Here is a 24,050-nt window from a genome sequence, read left to right as displayed (position 1 = left end):
AACGGCCATCCTCCGGCGAGGATGGCCGTTTCTTCGTCTGTGCGCGGCTCGAGGCCGCGGATGCTCAGGCGGAGCGCTTGGTGCGGCGCGCCGACAGCTCGTCGACCGGGTCCGGTGCCGTCGCATCGAACGCGACCAGTGTGGACTCCACTTCGCGGAGCACCTTGCCGACGGCGATGCCGAATACTCCCTGTCCGCGGCTGACCAGGTCGATGACCTCGTCGTTCGACGTGCAGAGGTAGACGGATGCGCCGTCGCTCATGAGGGTCGTTCCCGCCAGATCGCGGATGCCCGCGCGGCGGAGCTCGTCGACCGCGGTACGGATCTGCTGCAGCGAGATGCCTGTGTCGAGCAGGCTCTTCACGAGCTTGAGCACGAGGATGTCGCGGAAGCCGTAGAGGCGCTGAGAGCCGGAGCCGCTCGCGCCGCGAACCGTGGGCTCGACCAGCTCGGTGCGCGCCCAGTAGTCCAGTTGACGGTAGGTGATGCCCGCTGCACGAGCAGCGACGGCACCGCGATAGCCGACCTCGTCATCCATGGCCGGCAGGCCGTCGGTGAAGAGGAGTTCGGGTACGAACCGCGGGTCGCCTGCACGCTCATCCGCATTCATCTGAAATCCTCCCTGGAGCCGTTACCTCCACGCTAGAGCAGCCCTCCGGCACCGGCAATGACATCCGTACGACACCGAAGGTGTGTCGCAATCAGTTCGTTACGAAAGCAGCCGTGCGATCGCGTCTTTGACGAAGAGCGAACGCACCTCGTCGATCTTCGCGGCCAGGTTCGGCGCCATGTCGCTCGCCTTCGCGCGCGACGTGGCGTCTGTGCGGCGCAGCAGTGAAGACAAGGCCGATTCGATCAGCGCGACCTCGCGTTCGGCACCCTGTCGCAGTGAGCGAAGGTGCCGGGGCTCGATGCCGTGGCGGTCGAGAGCGACGAGACCGCGCAGCAACGTGACCGTGGATTCCGGGTAGCTCTCCTGTGCCACGATCACGCCGGTGCTGATCGCGTCGTTGAGCAGTTGCGGACCCGCGCCTGCCGCCGACAGCAGCTCACTGCGACGGTAGCGACGCGGCGTCGGAGTGATCGAGGGCGGCGGCACGAGAGCCGCCGATTCGCCGTTCGCCTCAGCCTCGTCGAGCTGCTCGCGGATGACGCTGAGAGGGAGGTAGTGATCCCGCTGCAGCGTGAGACCGAGGCGCAGCCGCTCGATGTCGGCCTGCGAGAACTTGCGGTAGCCCGATTCGGTGCGCGACGGCGTGACGATCCCCTGAACTTCGAGGAAGCGGAGCTTGCTCGAAGTGAGCTCGGGGAACTCTGGCGTGAGTCGCGCCAGGACCTGACCGATGCTCAGAAGACCCGCGGACGCCGAGCGTTCGCGGGCGGGGGAAGCCGCCATCAGTCGATCGCCGCGACGCGATCGACGGGAGAGGCGAAGAAGTTCAGCCGGAACTTGCCGACGCGAAGCTCGGTGCCGTCGACCAGAGCACTGCGGTCGACGCGCTCACCGTTCACATACGTGCCGTTGAGAGAGCGCTGGTCGATGATCTCGAAGGTCGAGCCGGTGCGGGTGACCTCGGCATGACGACGCGAGACGGTGACGTCGTCGAAGAAGATGTCGGCTTCGGGGTGGCGACCGACGGTCGTCACGTCCGTGTCGAGCAGGTAACGCGCGCCTGCCAGTGCTCCGGAACGCACCAGAAGCAGTGCGGAACCGGAGGGAAGTGCCGCGATGGCGGTCTGTTCCACATCCGTCAGCTCCGCGCCGAAGGGCACGAAGGAAAGGTCCGAGTCATGCCCGAACGTCTGCGTCACGTCGTGCCTCTGCTCGCCGGCACGATGGATCGCGGCGTCTCCGCCCGATCGGGTTTCGCTGTCTGTCACTTTGCCCTCCTAGTCCTCCAGACTAACTGATCAGCGACCCCACGCGGGAGCTCCCTTCACACTCAGCCATCACATACCGATGCTTCATAGGCTGAGCATGTGAAAACCACAGCTCGCCGCCTCCCCGCAGCCCCGATCGCTCTCGCAGCAGCCCTTCTGACAGCGTTCCTGGTGCTGTTCGCGCCGCTCTCCGCCTCAGCGCACGACAGCCTCCTCGCGTCGTCCCCCGAAGCCGACGGCACGGTCGAGACGCTGCCGACCGAGCTCACCCTCACCTTCAGCGCGAAGCTCATCGACGGCGAAGGCGCGACCGAGATCGTCGTGACGGATCCCGCGGGCAGCCCCGTCACCGACGGCGCTCCGACCCTGAACGGTGCGGTCGTCACCCAGCCGCTCGCAGCCGAGGCGCCGGCAGGTGCTTACCACGTGGTCTGGAAGGTCGTCTCGAGCGACGGCCACCCCACCTCCGGCGAGTTCGACTTCACCGTCACGACCGGCACGGAGAGCATCGCGACCGCGGAGCCGACGGCATCCCCCACGACCGCCGAGCCGACTCCCGCCGCGACCGCCGGCCCCGGAACGGACGCCACGGCCGCACCCGAGGAGAGCGACTCGTCCCCCGCGACGACCATGATCTGGGTGCTCGCGATCGCCGGCGTGCTCGTGATCGTCGGCATCGTCGTCTGGCTCGTGATCCAGGGCCGCCGCCCCCGCGGTTCGACCGATTCCGACGCCCCCACGGAACGATAGGCTTAAGGCATGCCACACTACGATGTCGTCATCCTCGGTGCAGGTCCTGGCGGATACGTCGCTGCGGTTCGCAGCGCGCAGCTCGGTCTGTCCACCGCCATCATCGAAGAGAAGTACTGGGGTGGTGTGTGCCTCAACGTGGGCTGCATCCCCTCCAAGGCTCTTCTGAAGAACGCGGAGCTCGCACACACGCTCAACCACAAGGCCGACTTCTTCGGCATCTCGGGTGAGTTCACGATCGACTACGGCAAGGCGTTCGATCGCAGCCGTGTCGTCGCAGACGGGCGCGTCAAGGGCATCCACTTCCTGATGAAGAAGAACAAGGTGACCGAGTACGACGGTCGCGGCACCTTCACCGGCCCGAAGGCGATCTCGGTCGCCAAGGCCGACGGCACCACCGAAGAGGTCACCTTCGACAACGCGATCATCGCGACCGGTTCGAAGGTCCGCCTGCTCCCCGGAGTGCAGCTCAGCGACAATGTCGTGACCTATGAGGAGCAGATCCTCAGCCGCGAACTGCCGAAGTCGATCGTCATCGTCGGCGCCGGCGCCATCGGCATGGAATTCGCTTACGTGATGACCAACTACGGCGTCAAGGTCACGATCATCGAGTTCCTCGACCGCGCTCTCCCCAACGAGGATGCGGACGTGTCGAAGGAGATCGCGAAGCAGTACAAGAACTACGGCGTCGACATCCTGACCTCCACCAAGGTCGAGTCCGTCGTCGACAACGGCTCGTCCGTCACCGTCTCGTACACCGGCAAGGACGGGCAGCAGTCGTCGATCGAGGCCGACAAGGTGCTCATGTCCGTCGGCTTCGCCCCGAACATCGAGGGCTTCGGACTCGAGGCCACCGGCGTGAAGCTCACCGAGCGCGGTGCGATCGACATCGACGACCACATGCGCACCAACGTCGAGGGCATCTACGCGATCGGCGACGTCACCGCCAAGCTGCAGCTCGCGCACGTGGCAGAGGCTCAGGGTGTCGTCGCGGCAGAGACCATCGGCGGCGCAGAGACCCAGACGCTCGGCGACTACCGCATGATGCCCCGCGCGACGTTCTGCTCGCCGCAGGTCGCCTCGTTCGGCCTCACCGAGCAGCAGGCCAAGGACGAGGGGCGCGAGATCAAGGTCGCGACGTTCCCCTTCATGGCGAACGGCAAGGCGCACGGACTCGGCGAGCCCGTCGGCTTCGTCAAGCTGATCGCCGACGCCGAGCACCTCGAGCTCATCGGCGCCCACATGATCGGCCCCGACGTCTCCGAGCTCCTGCCCGAGCTGACGCTGGCGCAGAAGTGGGACCTCACCGCTCTCGAGCTGGCCCGCAACGTGCACACCCACCCGACTCTGTCGGAGGCGCTGCAGGAGGGCTTCCACGGCCTCGCGGGTCACATGATCAATTTCTGATCCCACCCGATCAGCACGAAGGCCCGGCACGCTCACGCGTGACCGGGCCTTCGTGCATCACCGTCCGGCGCGGCCGTCGCGTCTCAGCTCGAGCCGCGACGGAAGACTGAATCGCACGGCCCACCCGGGCGGCACGATCGACGTCAGCTCCTTCGATGTGTATGAGCGGCGGATGCTGATGAGGCCGTCCTCGCGGATGAATGACCCTCGGAAGAGCGTGCCGGAGAAGAGCCAGGTCACCGCGCTGTACAGCATGTATGCAGCCCTGCTTCGGGCGATGTCACGATGCGCCACGAGCCCGTCTTCGCCGACGAGCCGTCGCGAGTCGAGCAGCAGGCTCTGCAGCTCTTGCGTCGTGAGGTGGTGAAGCAGGTGATTCGAGAAGACCACGTCGTACTGCTCCCCCTCCGCGACGAGTTCCTCCGACAGCGCGCGGCGGTATCGCACGCCGGATCCCCCGTCGTGAGCGGCGGCCCACCGGATCGCGCGCTCATCGGCATCCAGCGCGGTGATCTCGGCGGTCAGTCCGTCGCGCTGCAGCCTCGCCGCGATCATCCGGCAGACGTCGCCGCCGCCGGCTCCGATGTCGAGGATGCGGATCGGACCGCGCCGGGCACGGGGGCGGATGTCTCGACGATAGAGCTCCCCCGGGCCCGACACCAGGGCGTTCACGAGGCGGAAACGCTCGTAGGTGCGCTCGAGCATGGCGATGTCCGCATCGGGGTCGTCCATGAGCTCTCGCGCATCGGACGCGCGGGTCGAGAGGTCGTGAATCATGCGACGCCGGCGGTGACCGTCATCAGGGCGCTCTCGGCCGTCAGCCCCGGCCCGAAGGCCATCGCCGCGACGCGCGACCCGTCGGCTGCGCCGTCGTCGAGGATGCGCTTGATGACGAAGAGGACCGTCGCACTCGACATGTTGCCGTTCACCCGCAGCGTCTCGCGCGCGGGATGCAGCTGAGCATCCGACAGATTCAGTCGCTCCTGCACCCGATCGAGGATGCTCCGGCCACCGGGATGGATGGCCCAGTGCTCGACGCGGTCCCCGACGCGCCCCTCGTCGAAGGCCTCGGCGAGCTCTCCTTCGCGCGCGTAGAGCGGGCGGATCGCCCCGACGATGGTCTCGCCGATGATCTGCGGAACCCTGGTCGACAGGATCATCTCGAAGCCGTTGTCACCGATCGTCCATGCCATGTCCTGCTCGCCCTCTGCGGCGATAGCCGTGTGGAAGCCGTCGAGACGGACCCCGGGAGTCGGCGTGGGAAGATCACGGGCCGTGACGATGCCCGCGGCCGCTCCGTCGGCGAAGAGGGAGTTGGCGACGATGAGGTCAGGGTCCTCGGTCGATCTCAGGTGCACCGTGCACAGCTCGACGCTGACGACCAGCACCACGGCGTCTGGGTCGGCCGCGCAGAACTGGCTCGCAGCGCGGAGCGCCGGCATCGAGGCGTAGCACCCCATGAAACCCAGGTGATAGCGCTGCACGCTGTCAGGGAGCCCGAGCCCCCGCACGATCTCGTACTCCGGGCCGGGGGCATGGAATCCCGTGCACGATGCCGTGATGACGTGCGTGACGTCGGCGGCGGACACGTCGGGGTCGGCATCGAGGGCGCGACGCGCGACCTCGACGAAGAGACGCGACGCCTCCCTCACGTAGAGGTCGTTGCGCGCCTTGGTCCCGGGTGAGCGGAGAAGGTTCTTCTCCCGCTCGAAGAACATCGGTTCGCCCGGCCGCGGATGCGACGAGAACTCGTCGATGACCGTGTGCCGCGTGTCGATTCCCGAGCCGTTGAAGGAGGCGCCGATGATCCGCTGCGCGAGCCTTCCGACATCCGGCTGCGAGGCGAAGATGTCGCGCACCTCGTTCTGCTCGAGGACAGTGTCGGGAACGATCGTCTGCAGCGAGCGGAGGACGGCGTGGCGGCTCATGTCAGTCACTCAAGCACCATCGCGCGGCGAGACGGAAGGGGCTTGCGCCGTGTGTCAGAAACCCAGAGCACGGGCGAGCTTCGAACCGGATGCCGCCTCACGACCGCCGACGGCGAAGATCGCCCTCTCGACGGCATCGAACAGGGCCGCACGCCCCACTGCATCCGCCGGAGCGGCCGGGCCGAGTTCGAACTCCCACTCTCGCCATTCGCGCCGGAGGCCCTGCCGGAGGTCCGTCGCGCGGACGTGATCGTCGACGAACTCGGCGATCACGCCGTCTGCTCCGGAGAGCAGATAGGCGGTGCGGCTGTTCTCGATGCGCGCGAGTGGCGTCAGCCTTCCCCTCGTCCAGCGGGAGAGGGTGTCGGTCACCGCATCCGGGACACTGTCGTCGTCGCCCAGCGGCCAGCCGATCTCGAGACGTCCGTCGCCTTCGCGGGGTCCCTTGATGTGCCATCCTGCATCCGGGCCGCCGGTGCGGCGGCGAACCGCCACCCCGGCACGCGAGAGATCGGCGTCATCGGTGTCGAGGTAGCGCGCGTCGAGCTCGCGCACCTCGCCCTCGGACACGGCGTCGACACCGGGCAGTCCGACCCACTCGGGGAGGGGCGTGCCCTCATCGACGTCGTACTTGCGCTCGACTTCGACGACCCTGGTCGGCTCGGAGCCGGACTGCGAAGGAGGGCCGCTCTCAGTCATCCGTGAGAGTGAGGTCCTCGAGGGACTCGTCGAACCAGTAGTCGATCTCGGTGGGCCCGTCGGCGTCGCCGGTGTTCTGCTCCTCGCCGCGTCGGTTGTACACCACCTGGGTCTCGCTGTAGGGGACGATCAGCTTGTCGTCCGCGTCGCCGAGAGGAATGATCTGCCCGTCGAGCGGGCCGCCGTGAAGTCGTGCGAGTGCCATGTGCTCACCCTATCCCCGTCATCGCGGATGAGGGGTCATCCCCCGAGTATGCCCAGGAGCGCGCCGAGGATCATCCACGGCCCGAAGGCGATGCGCGTGGATCGGTCGGCCGCGTGCGATGCCATCAGCGCCAGCGCGTACAGCGCTCCGAGGACGAAGGCCGATGCCGCGCCCACGGCGAGCGCCTGCCAGCTGTGCCATCCGAGCACCAGACCGATCGCGGCGGCGAGCTTCACATCTCCCCCGCCCATCCCCTCTCGGCCGAGCAGACGGAGCATCGCGTAGAAACCGCCGAGGATCAGCATGCCGAGCGCAGCTCTTGTCAGCGCGCCGCTATCACCGGACACCAGGGCATCGACCGCACTGAGCACGAGGAGAGCGGCGAGGGTGGGCAGGACGATCCGGTCCGGCAGCCGATGGGTGCGGATGTCGATCACGACGAGTCGGCAGCCGACCACGAACAGCAGCAGGTGGACGGTCACGACGAGCACGCTGCGGAGATCCATCCCGGAAGGCTAGGAGAAGACGGATGCCGTCTTCGGCCGGGTGTGGATAACCCCCTGCCCCCATGTCGGAGGTTCGAACTATCGTGATCATCTCCAGTTGCTTTATTAGTACATATCTTCGAGGATGGATTCATGGGGATCGGGCTCGATGCGGTGACCGCGCTCTCTCCGGCTGGCGACTCCCGCGCCGGAGAGGTGCTTCGGCTGCGCCGGGAGATCAGCCGCATGCAGCGCAGACGCAGCGAGCATCCGCTGCTGCCCCTCGATCCGGCCTTCTCCTCCCTGCTCCCCGAAGAGGGACTGCAGACCGGCACGGCCTACACCGTCTCACCCTCACCCAGCCTCGTCCTCGCCCTGCTCGCCGCCGCGTCGAGCAAGGGGCACTGGTGCGCAGTGGTGGGTATGCCCACACTGGGGGTCGAGGCCGCAGCCGCCTTCGGCATCGAACTCGCCCGGTTGATCCTCGTCCCCGAGCCGGGAGACCGCTGGCTCGCCGCGACCTCCGCACTCGCCGAGGTCGTGCCGCTGATCGCGGTGCAGCCGGGCAGCAGAGCACGCGATGCCGATGTGTCCCGTCTGAGCGCCCGACTCCGCGATCGTGGGAGCACGCTCCTGGTCACCGAGTCCACGTCCACGGGAGCTTGGCCACAGAGCGAGGGCGCGATCCGGCTCCATGACCAGCACTGGCTCGGGGTCGGCGAGGGGTGGGGGCTGATCGAGGGATCGACGGCGACAGTGACCGCGAGGACGAGGCACAGCCCACTGTCCTCGAGCGTCCGTGTGCGCCTTCCCGGAACCCACGGAGCGGTCGAGGAGCTGCCGACCGAGAAGAGGGCCGGAGAGATCACGGCCGAGCCGACCACGCTGCATGGTCTGCGCGGCGTAGCCGGCACCCCGCGCGAGTACCCGCCCCTGGCGGTGGCCGGATGACCTCGCCTCTCCGTGTCCTGGTCCTGTGGTTCCCCGACTGGCCGTTGCGAGCAGCTCTCGGCGGACCCCCACCGCATGCGCCGACAGCCCTGGTGCAGGCGAACACCGTCATCGCCTGCACTGCATCGGCCAGGGAGCACGGCGTACGCGCAGGTCAGCGTCGCCGCGTCGCGCAGGGACACATCTCGTCGCTGCGCGTGCTTGCCCACGATGCCGCCCGAGACGAGCGGGCCTTCCTGCCGGTGCTGCAGATCATCGAGAAGCACGCCCCCGGTGCGGCTCTGCTGCGTCCGGGGCTCGCGGCAGTGCGCGCACGGGGCATCTCCCGGTACCACGACGGTGAAGCCGAAGCCGGTCGGGCGCTGATCGACGTCCTCGCCGACGCCGGCTTCCCCGAGGTTCGAGTCGGCATCGCCGACGGGCCCTTCACGGCAGAACTCGCCGCCAGGGGGCGCACACCCTGCACCGTCGTGCCCGCGGGGCACGCGAAGGACTTCCTCGACCCGCTGCCCGTGAGCGTGCTGCGCGACGAACAGCTCACCGGTCTTCTGATCCGGCTGGGGGTGCGAACGCTCGGCGAGTTCGCCGGCCTCGACGAGATCGAGGTGCGTGATCGCTTCGGCGAGCGCGGCGCCCGCCTGCACGCCCTCGCCGCCGGAGCGGACTCCCGCGCCGTGGTGCCGCGGCCACCCGACCCCGAGCTCGTGCGCTCCGTCGAGTTCGAGCCTGCTCTGGCCGGGGCCGATCAGGTGGCATTCGCGGTCCGGCAGACGGCAGATGCGGTGATGCTCGCTCTCGGCGACGCATCGGTCGTGTGCACCGAGGTGCGCATCGACCTGATCGACGACAACGGCGCGGTGTTCTCCCGCCCCTGGCTGCACCCGACCTGCTTCGATGCGGCCGACCTCGTAGACAGGGTCCGCTGGCAGCTCGAAGCCCTGGGGACGGAGTCCGCCAAAGAGCCGATCGACGAGGCGCGGGCTTTCGGCGGCATCGAACTGGTGCGGATCATCCCCGTGGCCGTCGATGATGCCGCACACCACCAGCCGGGCCTCTTCGGCTCAGGCACCGATGAGCGTCTGCACCACGCCATCTCCCGTGTGCAGACGATGCTCGGCCACGAGGGCGTCGTGACCGCAGCGCTCTCCGGCGGGCGCTGGCTCGCCGACCGACAGGTGCTCACGCCCTGGGGAGAACGCGCGGTCGCACCCCGAGACCCCGGCCGCCCCTGGCCGGGGAGCCTTCCGGATCCGCTTCCCGCCGAGGTGTTCCGACCACCTCGGCCGATCGGAGTGCTCGCTCCCGATGGTGCGACGGTCCTCGTCGACGAGCGAGGGGCGCTCTCCGCGGCACCGAGCCGCATCGACGGTGACGATGTGCAGGCATGGGCGGGCCCGTGGCCCATCCACGAGCGCCGATGGGATGCCACCGGCGGCAAGCGAGGACACCGCCTGCAGATCATCGACGATCATGACCGCGCCTGGTTGGTCTTCTGCACGGGCGATCGCTGGTGGGCCGAGGGGAGGTATCGCTGATGGGTTGGCACAATCCGCCTCTGTCGTGGAACGAGCTGGAACGCACCCTCAGCGGTGAGGAGTCGCCCTACCCGACCGGCGGGACACCACCGAGCACGCGACCGGGCACGCGTCCGGACCCCGGCCCCATCAGCACCCGGCGCAAGAGGACTCCTCCGACCACGGTCGGACGACCGGCGGACGCCGTCCCCTACGCCGAACTGCATGCGCATTCGTCGTACTCCTTCCTCGACGGCGCCTCCTCCCCCGAAGATCTCCTCGCCGAGGCCGAGCGGCTGGGCCTGACCGCTCTGGCGCTCACCGACCACGATGGCTTCTACGGTGCGGCCCGCTTCGCCGAGGTCGCAGAGCTGATGGATGTCAAGGTGCAGACCGTGTACGGGGCCGAGCTCTCCCTCGGACTCGACGCACCTCAGCGGGGCGCCCCCGATCCGATCGGCGACCATCTGCTCGTGCTCGCCGACGGCTTGGAGGGTTACCACCGGCTCTCCGGAGCGATGACGGCCGCGCACCTCCGCGGTGGAGAGAAGGGCCGCCCCGTCTACGACCTCGACGAGCTGGCCGCCACCGCAGACGGGCACTGGACGATCCTCACCGGGTGCCGCAAGGGCGGCGTCCGCCGCGGACTCGAAGCCGGTGACGCACACACCCCGCTGCGCCGCCTGGTCGATCTGTTCGGGCAGGACCACGTCGCCGTCGAGCTCTTCGACCACGGCGATCCGCAGGACTCACGACGCAACGATGCTCTCGCAGACCTCGCCAGACGGATGAGGCTGCCCGTGGTGGCGACCAACAACGTGCACTACGCCGCACCCGAGCGGGCGTCGCTCGCCGAAGCCGTCGCCGCGGTGCGGGCCGTGCGCAGCATGGACGATCTCGACGGCTGGCTCCCCGCACACGGAGGGGCGCATCTGCGCAGCGGTGCGGAGATGGCGGCGCGCTTCCGGCGTCACCCCGGCGCGATCTCGTACGGGCTGGAGCTCGCCGCGGCATCCGCCTTCCCTCTCCGCCGGGCGCGCCCTGCGCTCCCGAAGCAGGAGGTGCCGGACGGCCACACTCCGATGAGCTGGCTGCGACACCTGGTGTGGGAGGCCGTGCCTACGAAGTATCCGCGCCTGGATGCCGACGGTCGCCGCAGGATCGGCCGCGAGCTCGACGTCATCGAGGAGAAGGACTTCCCCGGCTACTTCCTCATCGTGCACGGGATCGTCACCGAGGCGAAGCGTCTCGGCATCCTCTGTCAGGGTCGCGGCTCGGCTGCGGCGAGCGCCGTCTGCTATCTGCTCGGGATCACCGCCGTCGACCCGATCCTCTACCGCCTGCCCTTCGAGCGCTTCCTCGCGACCACACGCCAGGAGGAGCCGGACATCGATGTGGACTTCGACTCCGACCGACGCGAGGAGATCATCCAGTGGGTGTACCGCCAGTACGGGAGGGAACGCGCGGCGCAGGTGGCGAATGTCATCCAGTACCGACCGAAGAACGCCGTGCGCGACATGGCGAGGGCTCTCGGCTACTCGCCCGGACAGCAGGACGCCTGGTCTCGGCAGGTCGACGGATGGAGCACAGGGCTCGAGGTCGCCGAGGAGCACGACATCCCCGCGAACGTGCTCGAGTATGCGGGCGAGCTGCTGAAGGCGCCTCGGCATCTCGGCATACACTCCGGCGGCATGGTGCTGACTGCCAGACCCGTGGGCGAGGTCGTGCCCGTGGAGCATGCGCGCATGGAGAACCGCACCGTCATCCAGTGGGACAAAGACGATGCGGCCTGGATGGGGCTCGTCAAGTTCGATCTGCTGGGCCTCGGGATGCTGGCAGCCCTCCAGCACTGCTTCGACCTCATCCACGATGCCACGGGCGAACGGTGGACCCTCGAGACGCTGCCCAAAGAAGAGCCGGCGGTCTACGACATGCTCTGCCGTGCGGATTCGATCGGGGTGTTCCAGGTCGAGTCGCGTGCGCAGATCGGCTTGCTCCCCCGGCTGCAGCCTCGGGCCTTCTACGACCTCGCCATCCAGATCGCGCTCATCCGTCCTGGGCCCATCCAGGGCGGGGCGGTGCATCCCTTCGTCCGCCGCAAGATGGCGAAGGACGCACTCGACGAGGAGAACCGTGCCAGGGCTGCCAGGGGCGAAGACCCGGTGGTGCTCGAGATCCCCTATCCGCACGACGATCTCAAGCCGATCCTCGAGCGGACGCTGGGCATCCCGATCTTCCAGGAGCAGCTGATCCAGATGGCGACGGCCATCGGCGACTGCACAGCCGACGAAGCCGACCTGCTCAGACGCGCCATGGGATCCAAGCGCGGACTCGAGAAGATCGAGAAGGTCCGCGACAAGCTCTATGCGGGGATGACCAGGCGCGGGCTCTCCGCCGAGCAGTCGGATCGCATCTACGCGCAGATCCAGGCGTTCTCGAACTTCGGTTTCGCCGAATCGCACTCGCTGTCCTTCGCCCTGCTCGTCTACGCCAGCTCCTGGCTCAAGCTGCACTACCCGGCTGCGTTCCTCGCTGGGCTGCTGCGGTCGCAGCCGATGGGCTTCTACTCCGCCTCGACGCTCACCGCAGACGCTCGTCGACACGGAGTCGAGGTCCGGCGTCCCGATCTGCACTCCTCGGGTGCGACCGAGACCCTGGAACCACTCGAGGGAGCACCCCTGCGAGCTCCGACAGGACTGGATTCCTGCCCCGACCCGCTGCAACCCCGCGTGCCGCGCTTCGACCGATCCCTGCCCGACGAATCGGCGGCACATCGCAGAGACGGCGGGTATGCGGTGCGCATGGGACTCGGCGGAGTGCGCGGCATCGGTCTGCCGTTGGCTGAGCGGATCGTCGCCGAGCGCGAGTCAGGCGGCCTCTTCCGCGATCTGAACGATCTGGTGAGGCGGACGGATGCCACTGCTGCGCAGCTGGAGGCCCTCGCGACCGCCGGTGCGTTCGAGTGTCTCGGACTCCAGCGCCGAGAGGCGATCTGGCTGTCCGGAGCGGCCGCGGAGGACCGCTCGCGATTCCTCCCGGGAACGACCGTCGCCGTGCAGCCGCCGCTGTTCACGGATCAGTCCAGCTACGAGCGGCTCTCCGCTGATCTGTGGGCCACCGGCGTCTCGACCGATGACCACCCGATGGCGCACTTCCGCGCACTCCTCCGCGAGAGGGGCGTGCTCACCTCCCTCGACCTCCAGGGCCACGAGACAGGACGACGCATCGAGGTCGCAGGCCTCGTGACGCATCGTCAGCGCCCGGCGACCGCAGCGGGCGTCACGTTCCTCAACCTCGAGGATGAGAGCGGCCTGGTCAACGTCATCTGCTCGACAGGGGTGTGGAGCCGATATCACCGGGTGGCCCGTGATTCGCCCGCTCTCATCATCCGCGGCATCCTCGAGCGCTCGGCGGAGGGCGTCGTGAACGTCCTCGCAGATGCCTTCGAGGACCTCCGCACCGGAGTGACCCATCGCTCGCGGGACTTCCGATGAGCGTGCTGTCGGCGCACCGCCGCTCAGGGGATCCGCGGAGTGCTCACCAGAAGCGCTCAGGCTCCGGTTCGGGCACGCGATCCCCGCCACCCCAGCGGTCTGCTTCGGCTTTCGCCGCGTCCACCGCGGCATCCGCGCCGTGCAGAGCCGTTCGTGCGCTCGTCGCACCTCGTCCGTCGCCGTCGATGTCGACCGTGAGCACTGTGCGCGTCCCGTGGCCGACACCGATCGTCACGGTGCAATCGACGACACGGCCCAGCCACCGGCTGACCCGCTCCCGCTGCTCTTCGGGGCGGCGATACCGGATGCGGGTGTCGAGGTCGATGACAGAGAGGATCACGGACTCACCGGTCAGCTCGTCGACGTGCTCCGACACCTCGACACGGTGTCCGTGCGCGATGGCGAGGGGCGCGTTGACCACGAGCTTTCTGTCCATGAAACCACTCTATGAGTGGACGTTCTCGCGGCAAACCCCAGTCTCGGAAGAAACATTCGTAGATTTATTTGTCCCCCAAATGGCGGACAAGACGATTAAGCGATATTCTGCAAGGAGTAGCGGGGGCTACCGGCTGAACATCTGGGGATATCAGTCGAGAGAGCAGCGAAAAGTCTTTCGCCGCCTCCCCTACCGTCCGGGAAGGACGGTGAGCCCTCTCGAGCGATCCAAAATGGGGTTTGGATGACTCGAGAGGGCAACCAGTCCCGCTCAGCTCGGGGCGCACGCGCGTGCGATCATCCGCCGTCGCCGTCCCGATCCGGCTCAGCGCACGAGGCGCGCACGCAGCGAGTCGAGAAGCAGCCCGACGCCGAGTTCGAACGTGCGGTCGGCCCTGGCGGTGCCACGCTCCGCCCCGTCGAGCACCCGACCGAGTGTGCGAGTGCCCTCCCCGGGCTCCCACACCTCGTCCGGTGAGGCCAGGTCGAGGCCGAAGCCGATCGCGAAGGCGTCGATGACCGCTATCACCGTGAGCACCTCGTCGTCGGGGAAGCCGCCCTCGACGAGCACGGTCGCGAGGTCGTCATAGGCCGCGATCACCGCGGGGTGGGTGATGGTCTTGCCGATCAGCAGAGGCACGAGCGACGGGTGGTCGGCGTACATGTGCCGCTGCCGCCGGAGCAGTTCGATGAGGAACCGATCCCAGGGTTCGTCGTGCGATTCGACGCGGTAGTCCTCGATGAGCCTGCCGCGCATGAGCTCGATGATGCCGTCCATGCCGTCGACGTGGTTGTACAGAGACGAGGGGCGCACGCCCAGCCTGCGGGCGATCGCATTCACTCCGAAGGGCTCTCCCGCCCTCGACAGCTCGAGGCCGGCCGCGCCGATGATCTCGGGCGACAGAAGGGGACTCGACGGCCTGGGCATCGCACGCTCGCTCTCTGATCCGGTGGGGTGGCGAGAAAGTCCTTCCCCGCAGCATCCCTCCTGTGCATAATAGTGAACACCATTCGTTGACGAACACCATTCGTTTACGAGATCGTGCCCCACCCGACGCACTCCGGCATCACATCCGCGCACATCGACGTGCCCCCTCTCCGTGGGAGATTCATGACCGCCATCGACCTCAGCACCCGAGTCCCCCTTCGGCTGCCCACCGCCACCGCCACCTTCGCGATCGGCATCGCCGGCTACCTCGGCGTCAACCTGTCGCCCTACATGATCACGGCCGCGCAGACCGGTCTCGGCATCGACGTGCTCGCCGCGAGCTGGCTCGTCACCGCGACTCTGCTGCTCACCGCGGTGACCGGCCTCGCCATCGCGCCGCTCTGCGCCGGCGCGCACCGACGCACCGTCGCGCGGGCGGGGCTCGCGATCGCGGCGGTCGGCTTCGCCGCGGCTGCCCTCGTCCCCTCGCTCATGCTTCCGGCGCTCCTCCTCGGCGGGGCGGGCGCCGGCGGTGCCGTCGCGGCATCCGGCGCCGCCCTCGCCGCCTTCCGCAACCCCGACCGTGTCGCCGGTTTCAACGGTCTCGCGAACCGCGGCGTGATCACGATCGTCCTCGCGGTCATCCCCCTCGTCGGCCTGGCCCCGATCGACGTCTTCGGCGCGCTGGCACTGTTCAGCGTCCTCGGTCTCCTCGTCTCTGCCTGGCTGCCGGCCGCCCCGGTCGTGGATCCTCGGGCAGCGGCTGCGGTGGCCGAAGCGATGCCGATCGAGGTGCCGCCGACCGGCACGGTCCGACTCTCCCCCGCGCGTTCGCGCACGGTCACGATCGCCGGCTTCGGTCTGCTCGTCGTGTTCGCCCTGTGGGCGGCGAGTGAGGATTCGCTCTGGGCGATGGCCGGCGTGATGGGCGCAGAACAGACGGGGCTGACACCGGAAGGACTCGGCCTCGCGCTCAGCGGCGCGACGGCGGGCGGACTCGTCGGGTCTGTGCTGCTGATGATCGTCGGGTCCCGGCTGGGTCGAGCAGTCCCGCTCGCGGTGCTGTTGCTCTCCGGAGGTGTGCTCAAGATCGTCGAGGGATTCACGACCGACCCCACCGCGTTCATCGTCGTCTTCATCGCCTGGAACACCGTGTACGCGATCGCCTTCATGTACTTCGTGGCGACCTCGGCGGCACTCGACGCAGACGGTCGCTGGTCGGGACCGCTCCTCGCCGTCTACCTGGTGGGCTCGGCACTCACGCCTGTGATCGGCGCCGCGCTCGTGAGCGTTCTCGGGTTCCAGGGCTTCGCCGTCACTCTCGGCATCGCGAGCTTCGTCCTCGCGGTGCCCGCGAGCGCGATCGCCCTCCTCTCCACACGCCTCGAGCGTGCCGCCGACACCGCTCGGGAGACCCTCTGATGGCTCGCACGCTTTTCCGCAACGCCCGCTTCTTCACCGCCGACGACGTCGCCTGGGCCGATGCCGTCGTCGTCGACGGGGAGTCGTTCGCCTTCGTCGGCGCAGCAGCCGACGCGCCTCCTGTCGACGAGACCGTCGACCTCGGTGGCCGCACAGTGCTCCCCGGATTCACCGATGCGCATACCCACCTGCTCATGATGGGCGAGGCGCTCGGACAGGTGGGACTCACCGACGCGGGCTCGCTCGAGGAGATCCAGAGCAGACTGAGCCGGGCGCGACAGAGCGCCGACGGAGAACTGCGCGGACGTGGATGGCTCTTCGACGCGATACCCGGTGGCGCACCGACATCCGCGATGATCGACGCCGTCGTCTCGGACATCCCGGTCTACCTCGACGCGAACGACTATCACTCCTGCTGGGTGAACTCGGCCGCGCTGAGCGCCCTCGGCATCACCCGCGACACACCGGATCCGATCGGCGGAAGGATCGAAAGAGATGCAGACGGCGAGGCGACCGGGATGCTCTACGAGACCGCGGCGCAGCAGCATGCCTGGGCCCACCGCGACGCTGTGACCACGGACGCGCAGCGGGATGCCGCCGTCGAGCGGGTCGTCGAGGCCTACCTCGCATCCGGGGTCACCGGCGCCGTCGACATGGCATTCGACGGTCTCGCCCTGCAAGCGCTCAGACGAGCGGCGGAACGGGGCGGGCTCCCGCTGCGGATCGCCGCGCACTGGTTCGTCGCGAACACCGGCGACGACGAGGCCAACCTGGCTCAGGTCGCCGAGGCGACGCGACTCGCCGACGCTGAGACCACCGGTGTCAGGGTGATCGGCATCAAACTCGTCCTCGACGGCACGATCGACGCGTGCACAGCCGCGATGCGGGCGCCCTACGCCGACGGGACGAACGCGGCTCCGATCTGGCCCGCCGAGCGCCTGCTGCCGGTGGTCGCCGCAGCGGATGCCGCCGGGTTGCAGGTGGCGATGCATGCGATCGGCGACGAGGCGAGCACCCTCGCGCTGGACGCCATCGAGCATGCGATCGCGGTCAACGGCGACCTCCCGCGTCGCCACCGGATCGAGCACCTCGAGTACGCGGCGCCCGGGACGGCCGAGCGGATGGCGCGCCTCGGCGTGACGGCATCCATGCAACCGGTGCATGCCGACCCGGCGATCTTCGCGAACTGGGCCGCGCAGCTCGGCGACGACCGCGCCGATCGTGCGTTCGCCTGGCCGGAGTACGAAGATGCCGGAGCGCTGCTCGCGTTCTCGACCGATGCGCCGACCGCCCCGCACGAGGCTCTCGCGAACATGTATGTCGCCGCGACGCGGGCATCAGCCCTGGATCCCGACTCGCCGGCCGTGCATCCGCAGTTCGCACTGCCACTCGATCGCGCGATCGCTCATGCCACACGGGATGCTGCGGCGTCGATCGGCGACGGAGCCTGGCGGGGCCGCATAGCGGTCGGTCAGGCAGCGGACTTCGCGGTGCTCGACACCGATCCGTTCACTGCGGGCAGTGGTTCCCTGCTCACAGCGCGGGTCGTGCGGACGGTGATCGCCGGACGCGCGGCGTACGAGGCCTGAGAAGGAGACGGAGGATCGTCGGCCTGCCCGGCTGGGGCCTCTCCGCCCGTCGGCGATCAGCTCGGATCAGTCGTCCGGAGTGAGCGCCAGCCGGGTTCCCCACGGGTCGCTCAGCCGCAGCGTGCGGCCGTCGTCCTCCGACGGGACGCCGTGGAACGAGAGGCGGTCGGCGAGTTCGTCGATGTCGGAGCGAGTGGGCACGCTCACGCGCACGTCGCCGAGTCCGAGGGCGGCCGCGCGTGGTCCTGCTCCGGCGCTCTGCCAGGTGTTCATGCCGATGTGATGGTGATATCCGCCCGCAGACACGAACAGCGCCGAGTTCCCGAGAGCAGCCGTGACGTCGAATCCGAGGATGTCGGAGTAGAACAGGCGGGCCGTCGGGATGTCTCCGACCTGCAGGTGCACGTGGCCGATCGTCGCCGTCTGGCCGTCGTCCACGGCCTCCGGCGCCAGCCACTGCCGGAGGAACTGATTCGGGTCGAGTGCGAGCGAGTCCATGTGCACCGAGCCGTCCGGAGCGACTTGCCACTGCTCGCGCGGACGGTCGTGATAGAGCTCGAGCCCGTTGCCTTCGGGGTCGGTGAAGTAGAACGCCTCGCTGACGAGGTGGTCGGCCGACCCCGTGAAGGTCTGCGGCGCGCGCTGGGCCACCGACAGCAGCGCGGCCGCCAGGCGCGACTCATCCTGGAACAGGATCGCCGTGTGGTACAGCCCGGCGGCGCGGGGATCGGCCGCCGGGAGGTCTTTCTCCTGGCGCAGCCGCATGATCGGTTCGCCGGCACGACCGAGGGTCGCAGTCGCGCCGGACTGGTCGAGGACGTCGAGGGTCACGGCCTGCTGGTAGTAGTCCGTCATCGCGTCGAGGTCTCGGACCAGCAGCTCGACCGCGTTCATCCGAGCCCCGTCGGGCGCGGAGCCTGCCGTGGCTACGGCCGGGGCACGCCAGGCGTCGATCGTGCCTGTCATGATCGGCTCCGTTCCGCCCGAGATGTGGGGCGTCGTCTCAATTGATTGTTGCTACAACTAACGTACGATGAGCCCATGGTATTCCGGGTTCCTCGAATGGACGAGCGCGAGTCCGAAGCCTGGCTCGGGCTGATCGCCGTATCGCAGCTGCTTCCCGCCGCGCTGGACTCGCAGCTGCAGAGGGACGCGCACCTGACGCATTTCGAGTTCACGGTGCTGACCGCTCTGCGCTTCGCGCCCGAGAACACTCTGCGGATGACTGAGCTGGCCGCATCGACCAACGCCACGCTCCCCCGGCTCTCACATGTCTGCAGCCGGCTCGCGACCCGCGGCATCGTCGACCGCTTCCCCAGCCCCGAAGACAGGCGCGCGACCGACGTGCGCCTCACCGCCGAGGGGCGACGAGAGCTGATCCATGCGATGCCCGGGCACATCGAGACGGCCCGGCGGCTCGTGATCGATGCGCTGACGCCCGCGCAGCTGGAATCGCTCGCCGAGATCACGGGGGCGATCACCGCACGCCTCACGGGTGGAGAGCACCGCTCCCCTGCGCCTCGGTGAACGCTCGGCGATCCGCTCCGGTGCGGCATCGGGCAGCGCTGCGATCGCGGCATAGGCTGGGACGATGCTCATCGCTCTGATCCGCCCCGTCGAGTCCAGCACCGCCGACGTGATCGGGACGACCCTCGCAGAGGTGCTCGTGGAGCTCGAGCAGCATCGCAAGCCCGGGTTCGATCTGACGTCGGCCCCCGTGCGTATGCTCAAGGGCGAGGCGAAGATGGAGGCCATGGGCACGTTCAAGCGCGTCGACGGCATCGAGCAGATCGAAGCCGAGGACATGACATCCCTCCGGGCGAAGGTCCCCGAGGGCTGGCGGATGCTCACGGTGCGCACGGCGTAGCTCGACGGGCCCTTCCCGTACACACGAGACCCCCATCCGGCCCGGAGGCTGGACAGGGGCCTCGTTTCGTCTGGGTCCGGGATCGACTCAGCCGCCGGACGGATTCTCGAGCGGCTTGCCGTCTTCGTCTGTGGTCTCGTCCTCGAGGATCTCGTCGGTGCTCTTCGACGACGACTCCTCAGGAGCGCCGCCGGAGGCCGTGTCCGCCTCTTCGTCGCCACCGGGCGTTCCGTGCGTGTTCTGCAGATCGCTCATCGCATCTCCTCTGTTCGGTGAAGACCCGACGCTACGCGTGGGCGTCCGATCGGCGGAGGGGGTTGACGGGCGGCGGGATCCGGATGATGTGGGGATCCGCGTATCCCAGGTACGGAAAAAGCCCCGGAGATCCGCCTGATTCTTGCGGTCCTCCGGGGCTTCGTGGTCGGGCTGACAGGATTTGAACCTGCGACCCCTTGACCCCCAGTCAAGTGCGCTACCAAGCTGCGCCACAGCCCGTTGTTCTGCACTCTCGCGCAGGCAACTCCCCTATCTTAGCCCCACTCGCGGGCGCTCCGCGAACCGAGCGCCCGCCGGGCGTTGCGGGGTGTCGGAGGGCCGGCGTACGGTCGCATGCATGGTGACGATCACGACAGAGGTGGCGACGACCGCCCGGTGGGATGACGTTCAGCATGCGCTCACCGGTGGCGGCGACGGCGCCAGCTGTCAGTGCATCTGGCCGATGCTCAGCAATAAGGACTGGAACGAGACGACCACTCCGCAGCGAACGGAGATGCTCCGCGACGAGATCGCCGAAGGCCCTCCTCCGGGCCTGATCGCCTACGTCGACGGCGAGGCCGCAGGATGGATCCGCATCGGCCCGCGCTCGTTGCAGGCGCGGATTCCGCGCACCCGCATGATCGCAGCTGCCACCGACGAGTCGTTCGACGACGATTCGGTCTGGGCGGTGACGTGCTTCGTCGTCCGCCGCGAGCATCGAGGGTCGGGGCTAAACCACGAGCTGCTGCGTGCTGCGGTCGGTTTCGCGCGAGCATCCGGAGCGCGGCTCATCGAGGGCTATCCGGTCGACACCCGCGGCGAGAAGAAGCGCACCAACGATCTGTTCCACGGGACGCTGAGCACGTTCCTGGCCGCGGGATTCGCGGAGCAGACCGAGATGAAGCCCGGTCGAACGCTCGTCGCGCTGGAGCTGACCGCATGAGCGACGACTCCGACCTGCCCGCTTCGATGGGCAAGGTCGCGCGACGTGAGCTGGCTCTGCACGGCTTCACGCGCCTCGACCAGTTCGACGACGCCTCCGAGCGTCAACTCCTTGCCATTCACGGCGTCGGGCCGAAGGCGATCCGCATCCTTCGCGAACATCTCGAGCTCCAGAGCCGCTCGCTCGCGCCCTGACCGACCGCTAGCGTGGGGGCATGAGCGAAGAGCATCCGACCATCGACGACCCCGAGCTCGGCACCCTCACCCGCGCGACGACCGAGCTCACCGACGGCACGGTCCTCACCCACGACTGGTACGCCGGCGGAACGGTCACCCAGGGCGCACCCCTCGATCTCATGGTCGAAGGCACGAACACAGATGAGGCGAGTGCGCTGCTCCCCCACGTCCACGAAACTATCGCCGCTCTCGCGGCTCTCCGACGCCTCGCATCCGACGCCATCGTCACGGCGTTCAGCACGGGAACGCCGGAGCAGCACGAGCTCGACGATGCCGCATCCGATCTCACCCTCGAGACACTCGAGGCATCCGCCGACGGAACGGTCGTGCTCCACTTCATCGACTCCTGCGGCGAGCACTTCCCCGAGGGATACTGGCCTGCAGTGCATCTCGGCCCCGACGGCCAGATCACCCAGGTGACCGTCGAGTCCTGACAGCAGGCGTCTTCGCCACCCGCCATACGATGGGTGGATGCAACGCCGCTCGCCCGCCCCGCCTCTGTGGGCCTTCGTCCCCTACATCACGGTGTCGGCGATCCATGTGGTGCTGCTCGCTCTCGGGAGCCCCGCCGCAGGCCCGAGCAAGCTCCTGCTGATGCCGCTGCTCGCGATCCCCGTGCTCGTGTCGGTGCGCGCGATCCGATCACGCGCCGCCTTGGCGCTGCTCTTCGCGGCGATCGTTTTCTCCTGGCTCGGCGACAGCGTGGGCGCGCTCTTCCCCGACGCTCCCGAGGTGCCGCTCATGCTCCTCTTCTTCGGCATCGCACATCTGGCATACATCGCCCTCTTCGTCCGACGCGTCGGCGTGCGAAGGATGCCGTGGTGGGCACTCATCTACGCCGCCTGGTGGATCGCAATGCTGGTCTTCCTCGGCCCGCAGACGGGAGGACTGTTGATCGCCGTCGCCGTCTACGGGCTCGTCCTGGGCGCGACCGCCGCGTTCTCGACCCGGTGCCACCCGCTCGTCGCCGTCGGCGGCGCGTTCTTCCTCGCCAGCGATACGCTGCTGGCGCTCCGCCTCTTCCTCCCCGACTCGCTCCCCGCCTGGAGCAACCCCGCGATCATGGCGACCTATACGATCGGGCAGGGACTGATCATCGCGGGCGCGCTGATCACACTGAGAAAGCGAGATGCCTGATGGCTGATGCCGCACGGGTCGACAGCTGGCTCTGGGCGATCCGCGTCTACAAGACGCGTTCCGCCGCGACGACTGCATGCCGTGCAGGGCATGTACGCGTCAACGGCGACAAGGTCAAGGCCGCGCAGCACATCCGGATCGGCGACGAACTGCGCGTGCGCATCGCGGGTTTCGACCGGATCCTCTTCGTCCGCCAGTTGCTCGTCAAGCGTGTCGGCGCTCCACTCGCCGCGCTGGCATATGAGGACCGCACTCCGGAGCGCGAGCCGCAGGCGGCGCTGGGACTGCGCGATCGAGGAGCTGGCAGGCCCACGAAACGCGAGCGCCGGGACATCGACCGGCTACGCGGACGCAGCGCGGAGGATGACGGCATATTCCACGGCTAGCCCTGGGCCACTTCGAACATATCTTCTAGACTGGGGGCATGGCTCAGCGCACCGACCTCGACCTCGATCTCGAGGAGCGCTGCCGCCTGCTCGATGAGTGGGTCGACACGCGGCGTCGGATCGCTGCCCTCGAGGCCGAGTCCTACGCGCTCCTCGTCGAGCGCATCGGCGTCCACGACGGCGACGTCTCCGACAGCCCTCACCACCGCGATGCGATCTATCGCTCGATGATCGCGGAGTACTCCGCGGCCGCGCGCATCCCGAAGGGGTCGATCGAATACGCCTTCACCGACGCGCGCACCGTGTCACGAGCGCTCCCTGCCGTGCAGGCCTCCTTCGCCGCGGGCTCGATAAGTGCGCACCATGTCCGTGAGATCGTGCGAGCCAGCGAGGTCGTCGACGACGCCATCCGAGACGGCCGTGTGGAAGCCGCGACGATGGGGCTCTACGAGGCCGCGGTGCTCGTGGTCGCCGAACACGACACGGCTTCGCGCACGAAGCCCCACGCTCGCAAGGTCGCGGCGGGCCTCGTCGGCGAGACCGTCGTCGAGACTCAGCGGCGCGCGGCAGCCGAACGCTGCGTCAGCATCAGGTCCGTCGGCGACGGCCTGGCGGCGCTCACAGCGATTCTGCCCGAGTGGGTCGCCGTGGCGATCTCCGATCGGCTCACGCAGATGGCGCGACAGATCGCTCGCACCCGCGACGAGCGCGAGCCGATCCTCGAGCCGCTCGACGACAGCGAGAATCCGCTCCGCCTCTCCGACCTCTCCCCCGATGACCCGCGATACGACGCCTACTTCGAAGCCGGAGTCATCGCCGCCGACGGCACCTTCGTCATCGACCCGCTCGCTGGGCTGATCGACCCGATGACCGATCCGACCAGCCCCGATATCGAGCACCTCTCCGGCGACATGCGCACGTTCGATCAGATCCGCGCCGATGTTCTCGCCGACCTGCTGCTCGCCGCCGACCCGAGTGAAGCGAACGGCACCGGGCTCGAGAACATCTCGGCCCGCATCCAGGTCACCGTCGCCGCGAGCACTCTCGCCGGAGACGACGACCGACCAGCCGAACTCGACGGCCACGGACCGCTGGATCCCGATGTCGCCCGCGGTCTCGCAGGCCACTGCAAAGGATGGGCGCGCCTGTTCCTCGCCGCGACCGGCCTGGTCACCGAAACCGACTCCTACTCCCCCACAGAGCAGATGAAGCGGTTCCTTCGAGCGCGGGATGAGCACTGCAGGTTCCCCGGGTGCAGGATGCCGGTGCACCGATGCGAGATCGACCACAACCACGACCATGCGCGCGGTGGGCGGACACGCATCGACAACCTCAGCCATTTCTGCACCACACACCACTCGCTCAAGCACCCCGACATCGATGAACGCTACCGATGGACCGCCCTGCAGACTCCCGATGGGACGGTGACCTGGACGAGTCCGCTGGGCCGGAGCTACGCCGACCCACCGCGTCGACGGGTCATGTTCGTCTGAGAGCTGCGCCTCGTTCTCGTGCCCGCGCATGCGCTGCCTCGCGCG

Annotated in this window: 27 protein-coding genes and 1 tRNA gene; 15 read left to right on the top strand and 13 right to left on the bottom strand. The window is 68.4% G+C overall.

Features of this window, described 5'->3' with window-relative positions:
- Nucleotides 1-64 precede the first annotated feature (64 nt).
- The 3 genes from ASF63_RS16115 to ASF63_RS16105 all read right to left on the bottom strand — a co-directional run bounded on the left by ASF63_RS16115 (nt 65) and on the right by ASF63_RS16105 (nt 1,881).
- A complete protein-coding gene (locus ASF63_RS16115) occupies nt 65-610 on the bottom strand; it encodes a MerR family transcriptional regulator (RefSeq protein ID WP_056516435.1) in 546 nt (181 codons plus the stop codon).
- A 99-nt stretch (nt 611-709) separates the two neighbouring features.
- Nucleotides 710-1,396, bottom strand: coding sequence for a MerR family transcriptional regulator (locus ASF63_RS16110; RefSeq protein ID WP_056516431.1), 687 nt, complete (start codon nt 1,394-1,396; stop codon nt 710-712).
- On the bottom strand, nt 1,396-1,881 hold the full coding sequence (locus ASF63_RS16105; protein ID WP_056516430.1) for an FHA domain-containing protein: 486 nt from the start codon (nt 1,879-1,881) through the stop codon (nt 1,396-1,398). The genes ASF63_RS16110 and ASF63_RS16105 overlap by 1 nt, the downstream gene beginning before the upstream one ends.
- 99 nt (nt 1,882-1,980) lie before the next feature.
- On the opposite strand from ASF63_RS16105, the gene ASF63_RS16100 reads away from it, so the two are divergent.
- Both ASF63_RS16100 and lpdA read left to right on the top strand, forming a co-directional pair.
- Nucleotides 1,981-2,631 carry a copper resistance protein CopC gene (locus ASF63_RS16100; RefSeq protein ID WP_056516429.1) on the top strand — a complete coding sequence of 217 codons (651 nt, stop codon included), beginning with the start codon at nt 1,981-1,983 and terminating at the stop codon, nt 2,629-2,631.
- Nucleotides 2,632-2,640: 9 nt separating this feature from the next.
- Nucleotides 2,641-4,038 carry a dihydrolipoyl dehydrogenase gene (gene lpdA, locus ASF63_RS16095; protein WP_056306947.1) on the top strand — a complete coding sequence of 466 codons (1,398 nt, stop codon included), beginning with the start codon at nt 2,641-2,643 and terminating at the stop codon, nt 4,036-4,038.
- 57 nt (nt 4,039-4,095) lie between these two features.
- Here lpdA and ASF63_RS16090 read toward each other — a convergent pair whose 3' ends face one another.
- The 5 genes from ASF63_RS16090 to ASF63_RS16070 are packed head-to-tail and all read right to left on the bottom strand — an operon-like array spanning nt 4,096 to nt 7,376.
- On the bottom strand, nt 4,096-4,815 hold the full coding sequence (locus tag ASF63_RS16090) for a methyltransferase domain-containing protein (RefSeq protein ID WP_056516428.1): 720 nt from the start codon (nt 4,813-4,815) through the stop codon (nt 4,096-4,098).
- On the bottom strand, nt 4,812-5,966 hold the full coding sequence (locus tag ASF63_RS16085; protein WP_056516426.1) for a type III polyketide synthase: 1,155 nt from the start codon (nt 5,964-5,966) through the stop codon (nt 4,812-4,814). The genes ASF63_RS16090 and ASF63_RS16085 overlap by 4 nt, the downstream gene beginning before the upstream one ends.
- A 54-nt stretch (nt 5,967-6,020) precedes the next feature.
- Nucleotides 6,021-6,665 carry a CYTH domain-containing protein gene (locus ASF63_RS16080; protein ID WP_056516424.1) on the bottom strand — a complete coding sequence of 215 codons (645 nt, stop codon included), beginning with the start codon at nt 6,663-6,665 and terminating at the stop codon, nt 6,021-6,023.
- Nucleotides 6,658-6,870, bottom strand: coding sequence for a hypothetical protein (locus ASF63_RS16075; protein WP_056516419.1), 213 nt, complete (start codon nt 6,868-6,870; stop codon nt 6,658-6,660). The genes ASF63_RS16080 and ASF63_RS16075 overlap by 8 nt, the downstream gene beginning before the upstream one ends.
- 35 nt (nt 6,871-6,905) lie before the next feature.
- Nucleotides 6,906-7,376: a prepilin peptidase gene (locus ASF63_RS16070; protein WP_056516416.1), complete on the bottom strand. Its 471-nt coding sequence runs from the start codon at nt 7,374-7,376 to the stop codon at nt 6,906-6,908.
- Between the two features lie 132 nt (nt 7,377-7,508).
- Between ASF63_RS16070 and ASF63_RS16065 the strand changes: the two genes are divergently transcribed.
- Genes ASF63_RS16065 through ASF63_RS16055 form a run of 3 tightly spaced genes read left to right on the top strand, consistent with a single transcriptional unit; the run spans nt 7,509 to nt 13,314 of the window.
- Nucleotides 7,509-8,306, top strand: a complete 798-nt coding sequence (locus ASF63_RS16065) for a hypothetical protein (protein ID WP_235560836.1) — start codon at nt 7,509-7,511, stop codon at nt 8,304-8,306.
- Nucleotides 8,303-9,841, top strand: a complete 1,539-nt coding sequence (locus tag ASF63_RS16060) for a DNA polymerase Y family protein (protein WP_056516413.1) — start codon at nt 8,303-8,305, stop codon at nt 9,839-9,841. Before ASF63_RS16065 ends, ASF63_RS16060 begins: the two co-directional genes overlap by 4 nt.
- Complete coding sequence (locus ASF63_RS16055) at nt 9,841-13,314, top strand: error-prone DNA polymerase (protein WP_056516410.1); 3,474 nt, start codon at nt 9,841-9,843, stop codon at nt 13,312-13,314. Before ASF63_RS16060 ends, ASF63_RS16055 begins: the two co-directional genes overlap by 1 nt.
- Nucleotides 13,315-13,357: 43 nt before the next feature.
- Here the strand turns inward: ASF63_RS16055 and ASF63_RS16050 are convergent, their stop codons facing one another.
- Together ASF63_RS16050 and ASF63_RS16045 are read right to left on the bottom strand one after the other, a co-directional pair.
- Entirely contained in the window at nt 13,358-13,750 is a 393-nt protein-coding gene (locus tag ASF63_RS16050; protein ID WP_056516406.1) for a hypothetical protein, read from the bottom strand.
- A gap of 324 nt (nt 13,751-14,074) precedes the next feature.
- Nucleotides 14,075-14,677 (bottom strand): TetR/AcrR family transcriptional regulator C-terminal domain-containing protein, encoded by a 603-nt coding sequence (locus ASF63_RS16045; protein ID WP_056516402.1) that lies wholly within the window; start codon nt 14,675-14,677, stop codon nt 14,075-14,077.
- A gap of 183 nt (nt 14,678-14,860) precedes the next feature.
- Between ASF63_RS16045 and ASF63_RS16040 the strand changes: the two genes are divergently transcribed.
- Together ASF63_RS16040 and ASF63_RS16035 are read left to right on the top strand one after the other, a co-directional pair.
- Nucleotides 14,861-16,099 carry an MFS transporter gene (locus ASF63_RS16040; protein ID WP_056517292.1) on the top strand — a complete coding sequence of 413 codons (1,239 nt, stop codon included), beginning with the start codon at nt 14,861-14,863 and terminating at the stop codon, nt 16,097-16,099.
- Nucleotides 16,099-17,688: an amidohydrolase gene (locus ASF63_RS16035; RefSeq protein WP_056516400.1), complete on the top strand. Its 1,590-nt coding sequence runs from the start codon at nt 16,099-16,101 to the stop codon at nt 17,686-17,688. The genes ASF63_RS16040 and ASF63_RS16035 overlap by 1 nt, the downstream gene beginning before the upstream one ends.
- A gap of 66 nt (nt 17,689-17,754) precedes the next feature.
- Here the strand turns inward: ASF63_RS16035 and ASF63_RS16030 are convergent, their stop codons facing one another.
- A complete protein-coding gene (locus ASF63_RS16030; protein ID WP_235560835.1) occupies nt 17,755-18,654 on the bottom strand; it encodes a VOC family protein in 900 nt (299 codons plus the stop codon).
- 75 nt (nt 18,655-18,729) lie between these two features.
- On the opposite strand from ASF63_RS16030, the gene ASF63_RS16025 reads away from it, so the two are divergent.
- Both ASF63_RS16025 and ASF63_RS16020 read left to right on the top strand, forming a co-directional pair.
- The gene (locus ASF63_RS16025) at nt 18,730-19,215 is read left to right on the top strand and encodes a MarR family winged helix-turn-helix transcriptional regulator (protein ID WP_235560834.1); all 486 of its coding nucleotides are present in this window, start codon (nt 18,730-18,732) and stop codon (nt 19,213-19,215) included.
- 64 nt (nt 19,216-19,279) lie between these two features.
- Nucleotides 19,280-19,555, top strand: coding sequence for a hypothetical protein (locus ASF63_RS16020; protein ID WP_056516395.1), 276 nt, complete (start codon nt 19,280-19,282; stop codon nt 19,553-19,555).
- An 87-nt stretch (nt 19,556-19,642) separates the two neighbouring features.
- Here the strand turns inward: ASF63_RS16020 and ASF63_RS19180 are convergent, their stop codons facing one another.
- Both ASF63_RS19180 and ASF63_RS16015 read right to left on the bottom strand, forming a co-directional pair.
- Nucleotides 19,643-19,810 carry a hypothetical protein gene (locus ASF63_RS19180; protein WP_157534413.1) on the bottom strand — a complete coding sequence of 56 codons (168 nt, stop codon included), beginning with the start codon at nt 19,808-19,810 and terminating at the stop codon, nt 19,643-19,645.
- Between the two features lie 163 nt (nt 19,811-19,973).
- Nucleotides 19,974-20,050: transfer RNA gene (locus ASF63_RS16015), tRNA-Pro, on the bottom strand.
- A 118-nt stretch (nt 20,051-20,168) separates the two neighbouring features.
- Between ASF63_RS16015 and ASF63_RS16010 the strand changes: the two genes are divergently transcribed.
- The 6 genes from ASF63_RS16010 to ASF63_RS15985 are packed head-to-tail and all read left to right on the top strand — an operon-like array spanning nt 20,169 to nt 24,005.
- Nucleotides 20,169-20,753: a GNAT family N-acetyltransferase gene (locus tag ASF63_RS16010; protein ID WP_056516393.1), complete on the top strand. Its 585-nt coding sequence runs from the start codon at nt 20,169-20,171 to the stop codon at nt 20,751-20,753.
- Nucleotides 20,750-20,947 (top strand): hypothetical protein, encoded by a 198-nt coding sequence (locus ASF63_RS16005; protein WP_056516392.1) that lies wholly within the window; start codon nt 20,750-20,752, stop codon nt 20,945-20,947. Before ASF63_RS16010 ends, ASF63_RS16005 begins: the two co-directional genes overlap by 4 nt.
- A 20-nt stretch (nt 20,948-20,967) precedes the next feature.
- The gene (locus ASF63_RS16000; RefSeq protein WP_056516389.1) at nt 20,968-21,423 is read left to right on the top strand and encodes a hypothetical protein; all 456 of its coding nucleotides are present in this window, start codon (nt 20,968-20,970) and stop codon (nt 21,421-21,423) included.
- Between the two features lie 37 nt (nt 21,424-21,460).
- A complete protein-coding gene (locus ASF63_RS15995; protein ID WP_056516386.1) occupies nt 21,461-22,126 on the top strand; it encodes a lysoplasmalogenase in 666 nt (221 codons plus the stop codon).
- Complete coding sequence (locus tag ASF63_RS15990) at nt 22,126-22,512, top strand: RNA-binding S4 domain-containing protein (protein ID WP_056516383.1); 387 nt, start codon at nt 22,126-22,128, stop codon at nt 22,510-22,512. Before ASF63_RS15995 ends, ASF63_RS15990 begins: the two co-directional genes overlap by 1 nt.
- Before the next feature lie 38 nt (nt 22,513-22,550).
- Nucleotides 22,551-24,005 (top strand): HNH endonuclease signature motif containing protein, encoded by a 1,455-nt coding sequence (locus ASF63_RS15985; protein ID WP_056516380.1) that lies wholly within the window; start codon nt 22,551-22,553, stop codon nt 24,003-24,005.
- Nucleotides 24,006-24,050: the final 45 nt, after the last annotated feature.

Source organism: Microbacterium sp. Leaf320, from assembly GCF_001423485.1.
Lineage (GTDB): Bacteria > Actinomycetota > Actinomycetes > Actinomycetales > Microbacteriaceae > Microbacterium.
The sequence above is the reverse complement of the archived record's forward strand: the minus strand, read 5'-3'. Positions and strand labels throughout refer to the sequence as shown.

What these genes read in the sequence shown, in the direction of transcription:
- ASF63_RS16115 (WP_056516435.1), bottom strand. Translation starts at nt 610, where the DNA reads ATGAATGCGGATGAGCGTGCAGGCGACCCGCGGTTCGTACCCGAACTC.
- ASF63_RS16110 (WP_056516431.1), bottom strand. Translation starts at nt 1,396, where the DNA reads ATGGCGGCTTCCCCCGCCCGCGAACGCTCGGCGTCCGCGGGTCTTCTG.
- lpdA (WP_056306947.1), top strand. Translation starts at nt 2,641, where the DNA reads ATGCCACACTACGATGTCGTCATCCTCGGTGCAGGTCCTGGCGGATAC.
- ASF63_RS16090 (WP_056516428.1), bottom strand. Translation starts at nt 4,815, where the DNA reads ATGATTCACGACCTCTCGACCCGCGCGTCCGATGCGCGAGAGCTCATG.
- ASF63_RS16085 (WP_056516426.1), bottom strand. Translation starts at nt 5,966, where the DNA reads ATGAGCCGCCACGCCGTCCTCCGCTCGCTGCAGACGATCGTTCCCGAC.
- ASF63_RS16080 (WP_056516424.1), bottom strand. Translation starts at nt 6,665, where the DNA reads ATGACTGAGAGCGGCCCTCCTTCGCAGTCCGGCTCCGAGCCGACCAGG.
- ASF63_RS16075 (WP_056516419.1), bottom strand. Translation starts at nt 6,870, where the DNA reads ATGGCACTCGCACGACTTCACGGCGGCCCGCTCGACGGGCAGATCATT.
- ASF63_RS16070 (WP_056516416.1), bottom strand. Translation starts at nt 7,376, where the DNA reads ATGGATCTCCGCAGCGTGCTCGTCGTGACCGTCCACCTGCTGCTGTTC.
- ASF63_RS16065 (WP_235560836.1), top strand. Translation starts at nt 7,509, where the DNA reads ATGGGGATCGGGCTCGATGCGGTGACCGCGCTCTCTCCGGCTGGCGAC.
- ASF63_RS16060 (WP_056516413.1), top strand. Translation starts at nt 8,303, where the DNA reads ATGACCTCGCCTCTCCGTGTCCTGGTCCTGTGGTTCCCCGACTGGCCG.
- ASF63_RS16055 (WP_056516410.1), top strand. Translation starts at nt 9,841, where the DNA reads ATGGGTTGGCACAATCCGCCTCTGTCGTGGAACGAGCTGGAACGCACC.
- ASF63_RS16050 (WP_056516406.1), bottom strand. Translation starts at nt 13,750, where the DNA reads ATGGACAGAAAGCTCGTGGTCAACGCGCCCCTCGCCATCGCGCACGGA.
- ASF63_RS16045 (WP_056516402.1), bottom strand. Translation starts at nt 14,677, where the DNA reads ATGCCCAGGCCGTCGAGTCCCCTTCTGTCGCCCGAGATCATCGGCGCG.
- ASF63_RS16040 (WP_056517292.1), top strand. Translation starts at nt 14,861, where the DNA reads ATGACCGCCATCGACCTCAGCACCCGAGTCCCCCTTCGGCTGCCCACC.
- ASF63_RS16035 (WP_056516400.1), top strand. Translation starts at nt 16,099, where the DNA reads ATGGCTCGCACGCTTTTCCGCAACGCCCGCTTCTTCACCGCCGACGAC.
- ASF63_RS16030 (WP_235560835.1), bottom strand. Translation starts at nt 18,654, where the DNA reads ATGACAGGCACGATCGACGCCTGGCGTGCCCCGGCCGTAGCCACGGCA.
- ASF63_RS16025 (WP_235560834.1), top strand. Translation starts at nt 18,730, where the DNA reads ATGGTATTCCGGGTTCCTCGAATGGACGAGCGCGAGTCCGAAGCCTGG.
- ASF63_RS16020 (WP_056516395.1), top strand. Translation starts at nt 19,280, where the DNA reads ATGCTCATCGCTCTGATCCGCCCCGTCGAGTCCAGCACCGCCGACGTG.
- ASF63_RS19180 (WP_157534413.1), bottom strand. Translation starts at nt 19,810, where the DNA reads ATGAGCGATCTGCAGAACACGCACGGAACGCCCGGTGGCGACGAAGAG.
- ASF63_RS16010 (WP_056516393.1), top strand. Translation starts at nt 20,169, where the DNA reads ATGGTGACGATCACGACAGAGGTGGCGACGACCGCCCGGTGGGATGAC.
- ASF63_RS16005 (WP_056516392.1), top strand. Translation starts at nt 20,750, where the DNA reads ATGAGCGACGACTCCGACCTGCCCGCTTCGATGGGCAAGGTCGCGCGA.
- ASF63_RS16000 (WP_056516389.1), top strand. Translation starts at nt 20,968, where the DNA reads ATGAGCGAAGAGCATCCGACCATCGACGACCCCGAGCTCGGCACCCTC.
- ASF63_RS15995 (WP_056516386.1), top strand. Translation starts at nt 21,461, where the DNA reads ATGCAACGCCGCTCGCCCGCCCCGCCTCTGTGGGCCTTCGTCCCCTAC.
- ASF63_RS15990 (WP_056516383.1), top strand. Translation starts at nt 22,126, where the DNA reads ATGGCTGATGCCGCACGGGTCGACAGCTGGCTCTGGGCGATCCGCGTC.
- ASF63_RS15985 (WP_056516380.1), top strand. Translation starts at nt 22,551, where the DNA reads ATGGCTCAGCGCACCGACCTCGACCTCGATCTCGAGGAGCGCTGCCGC.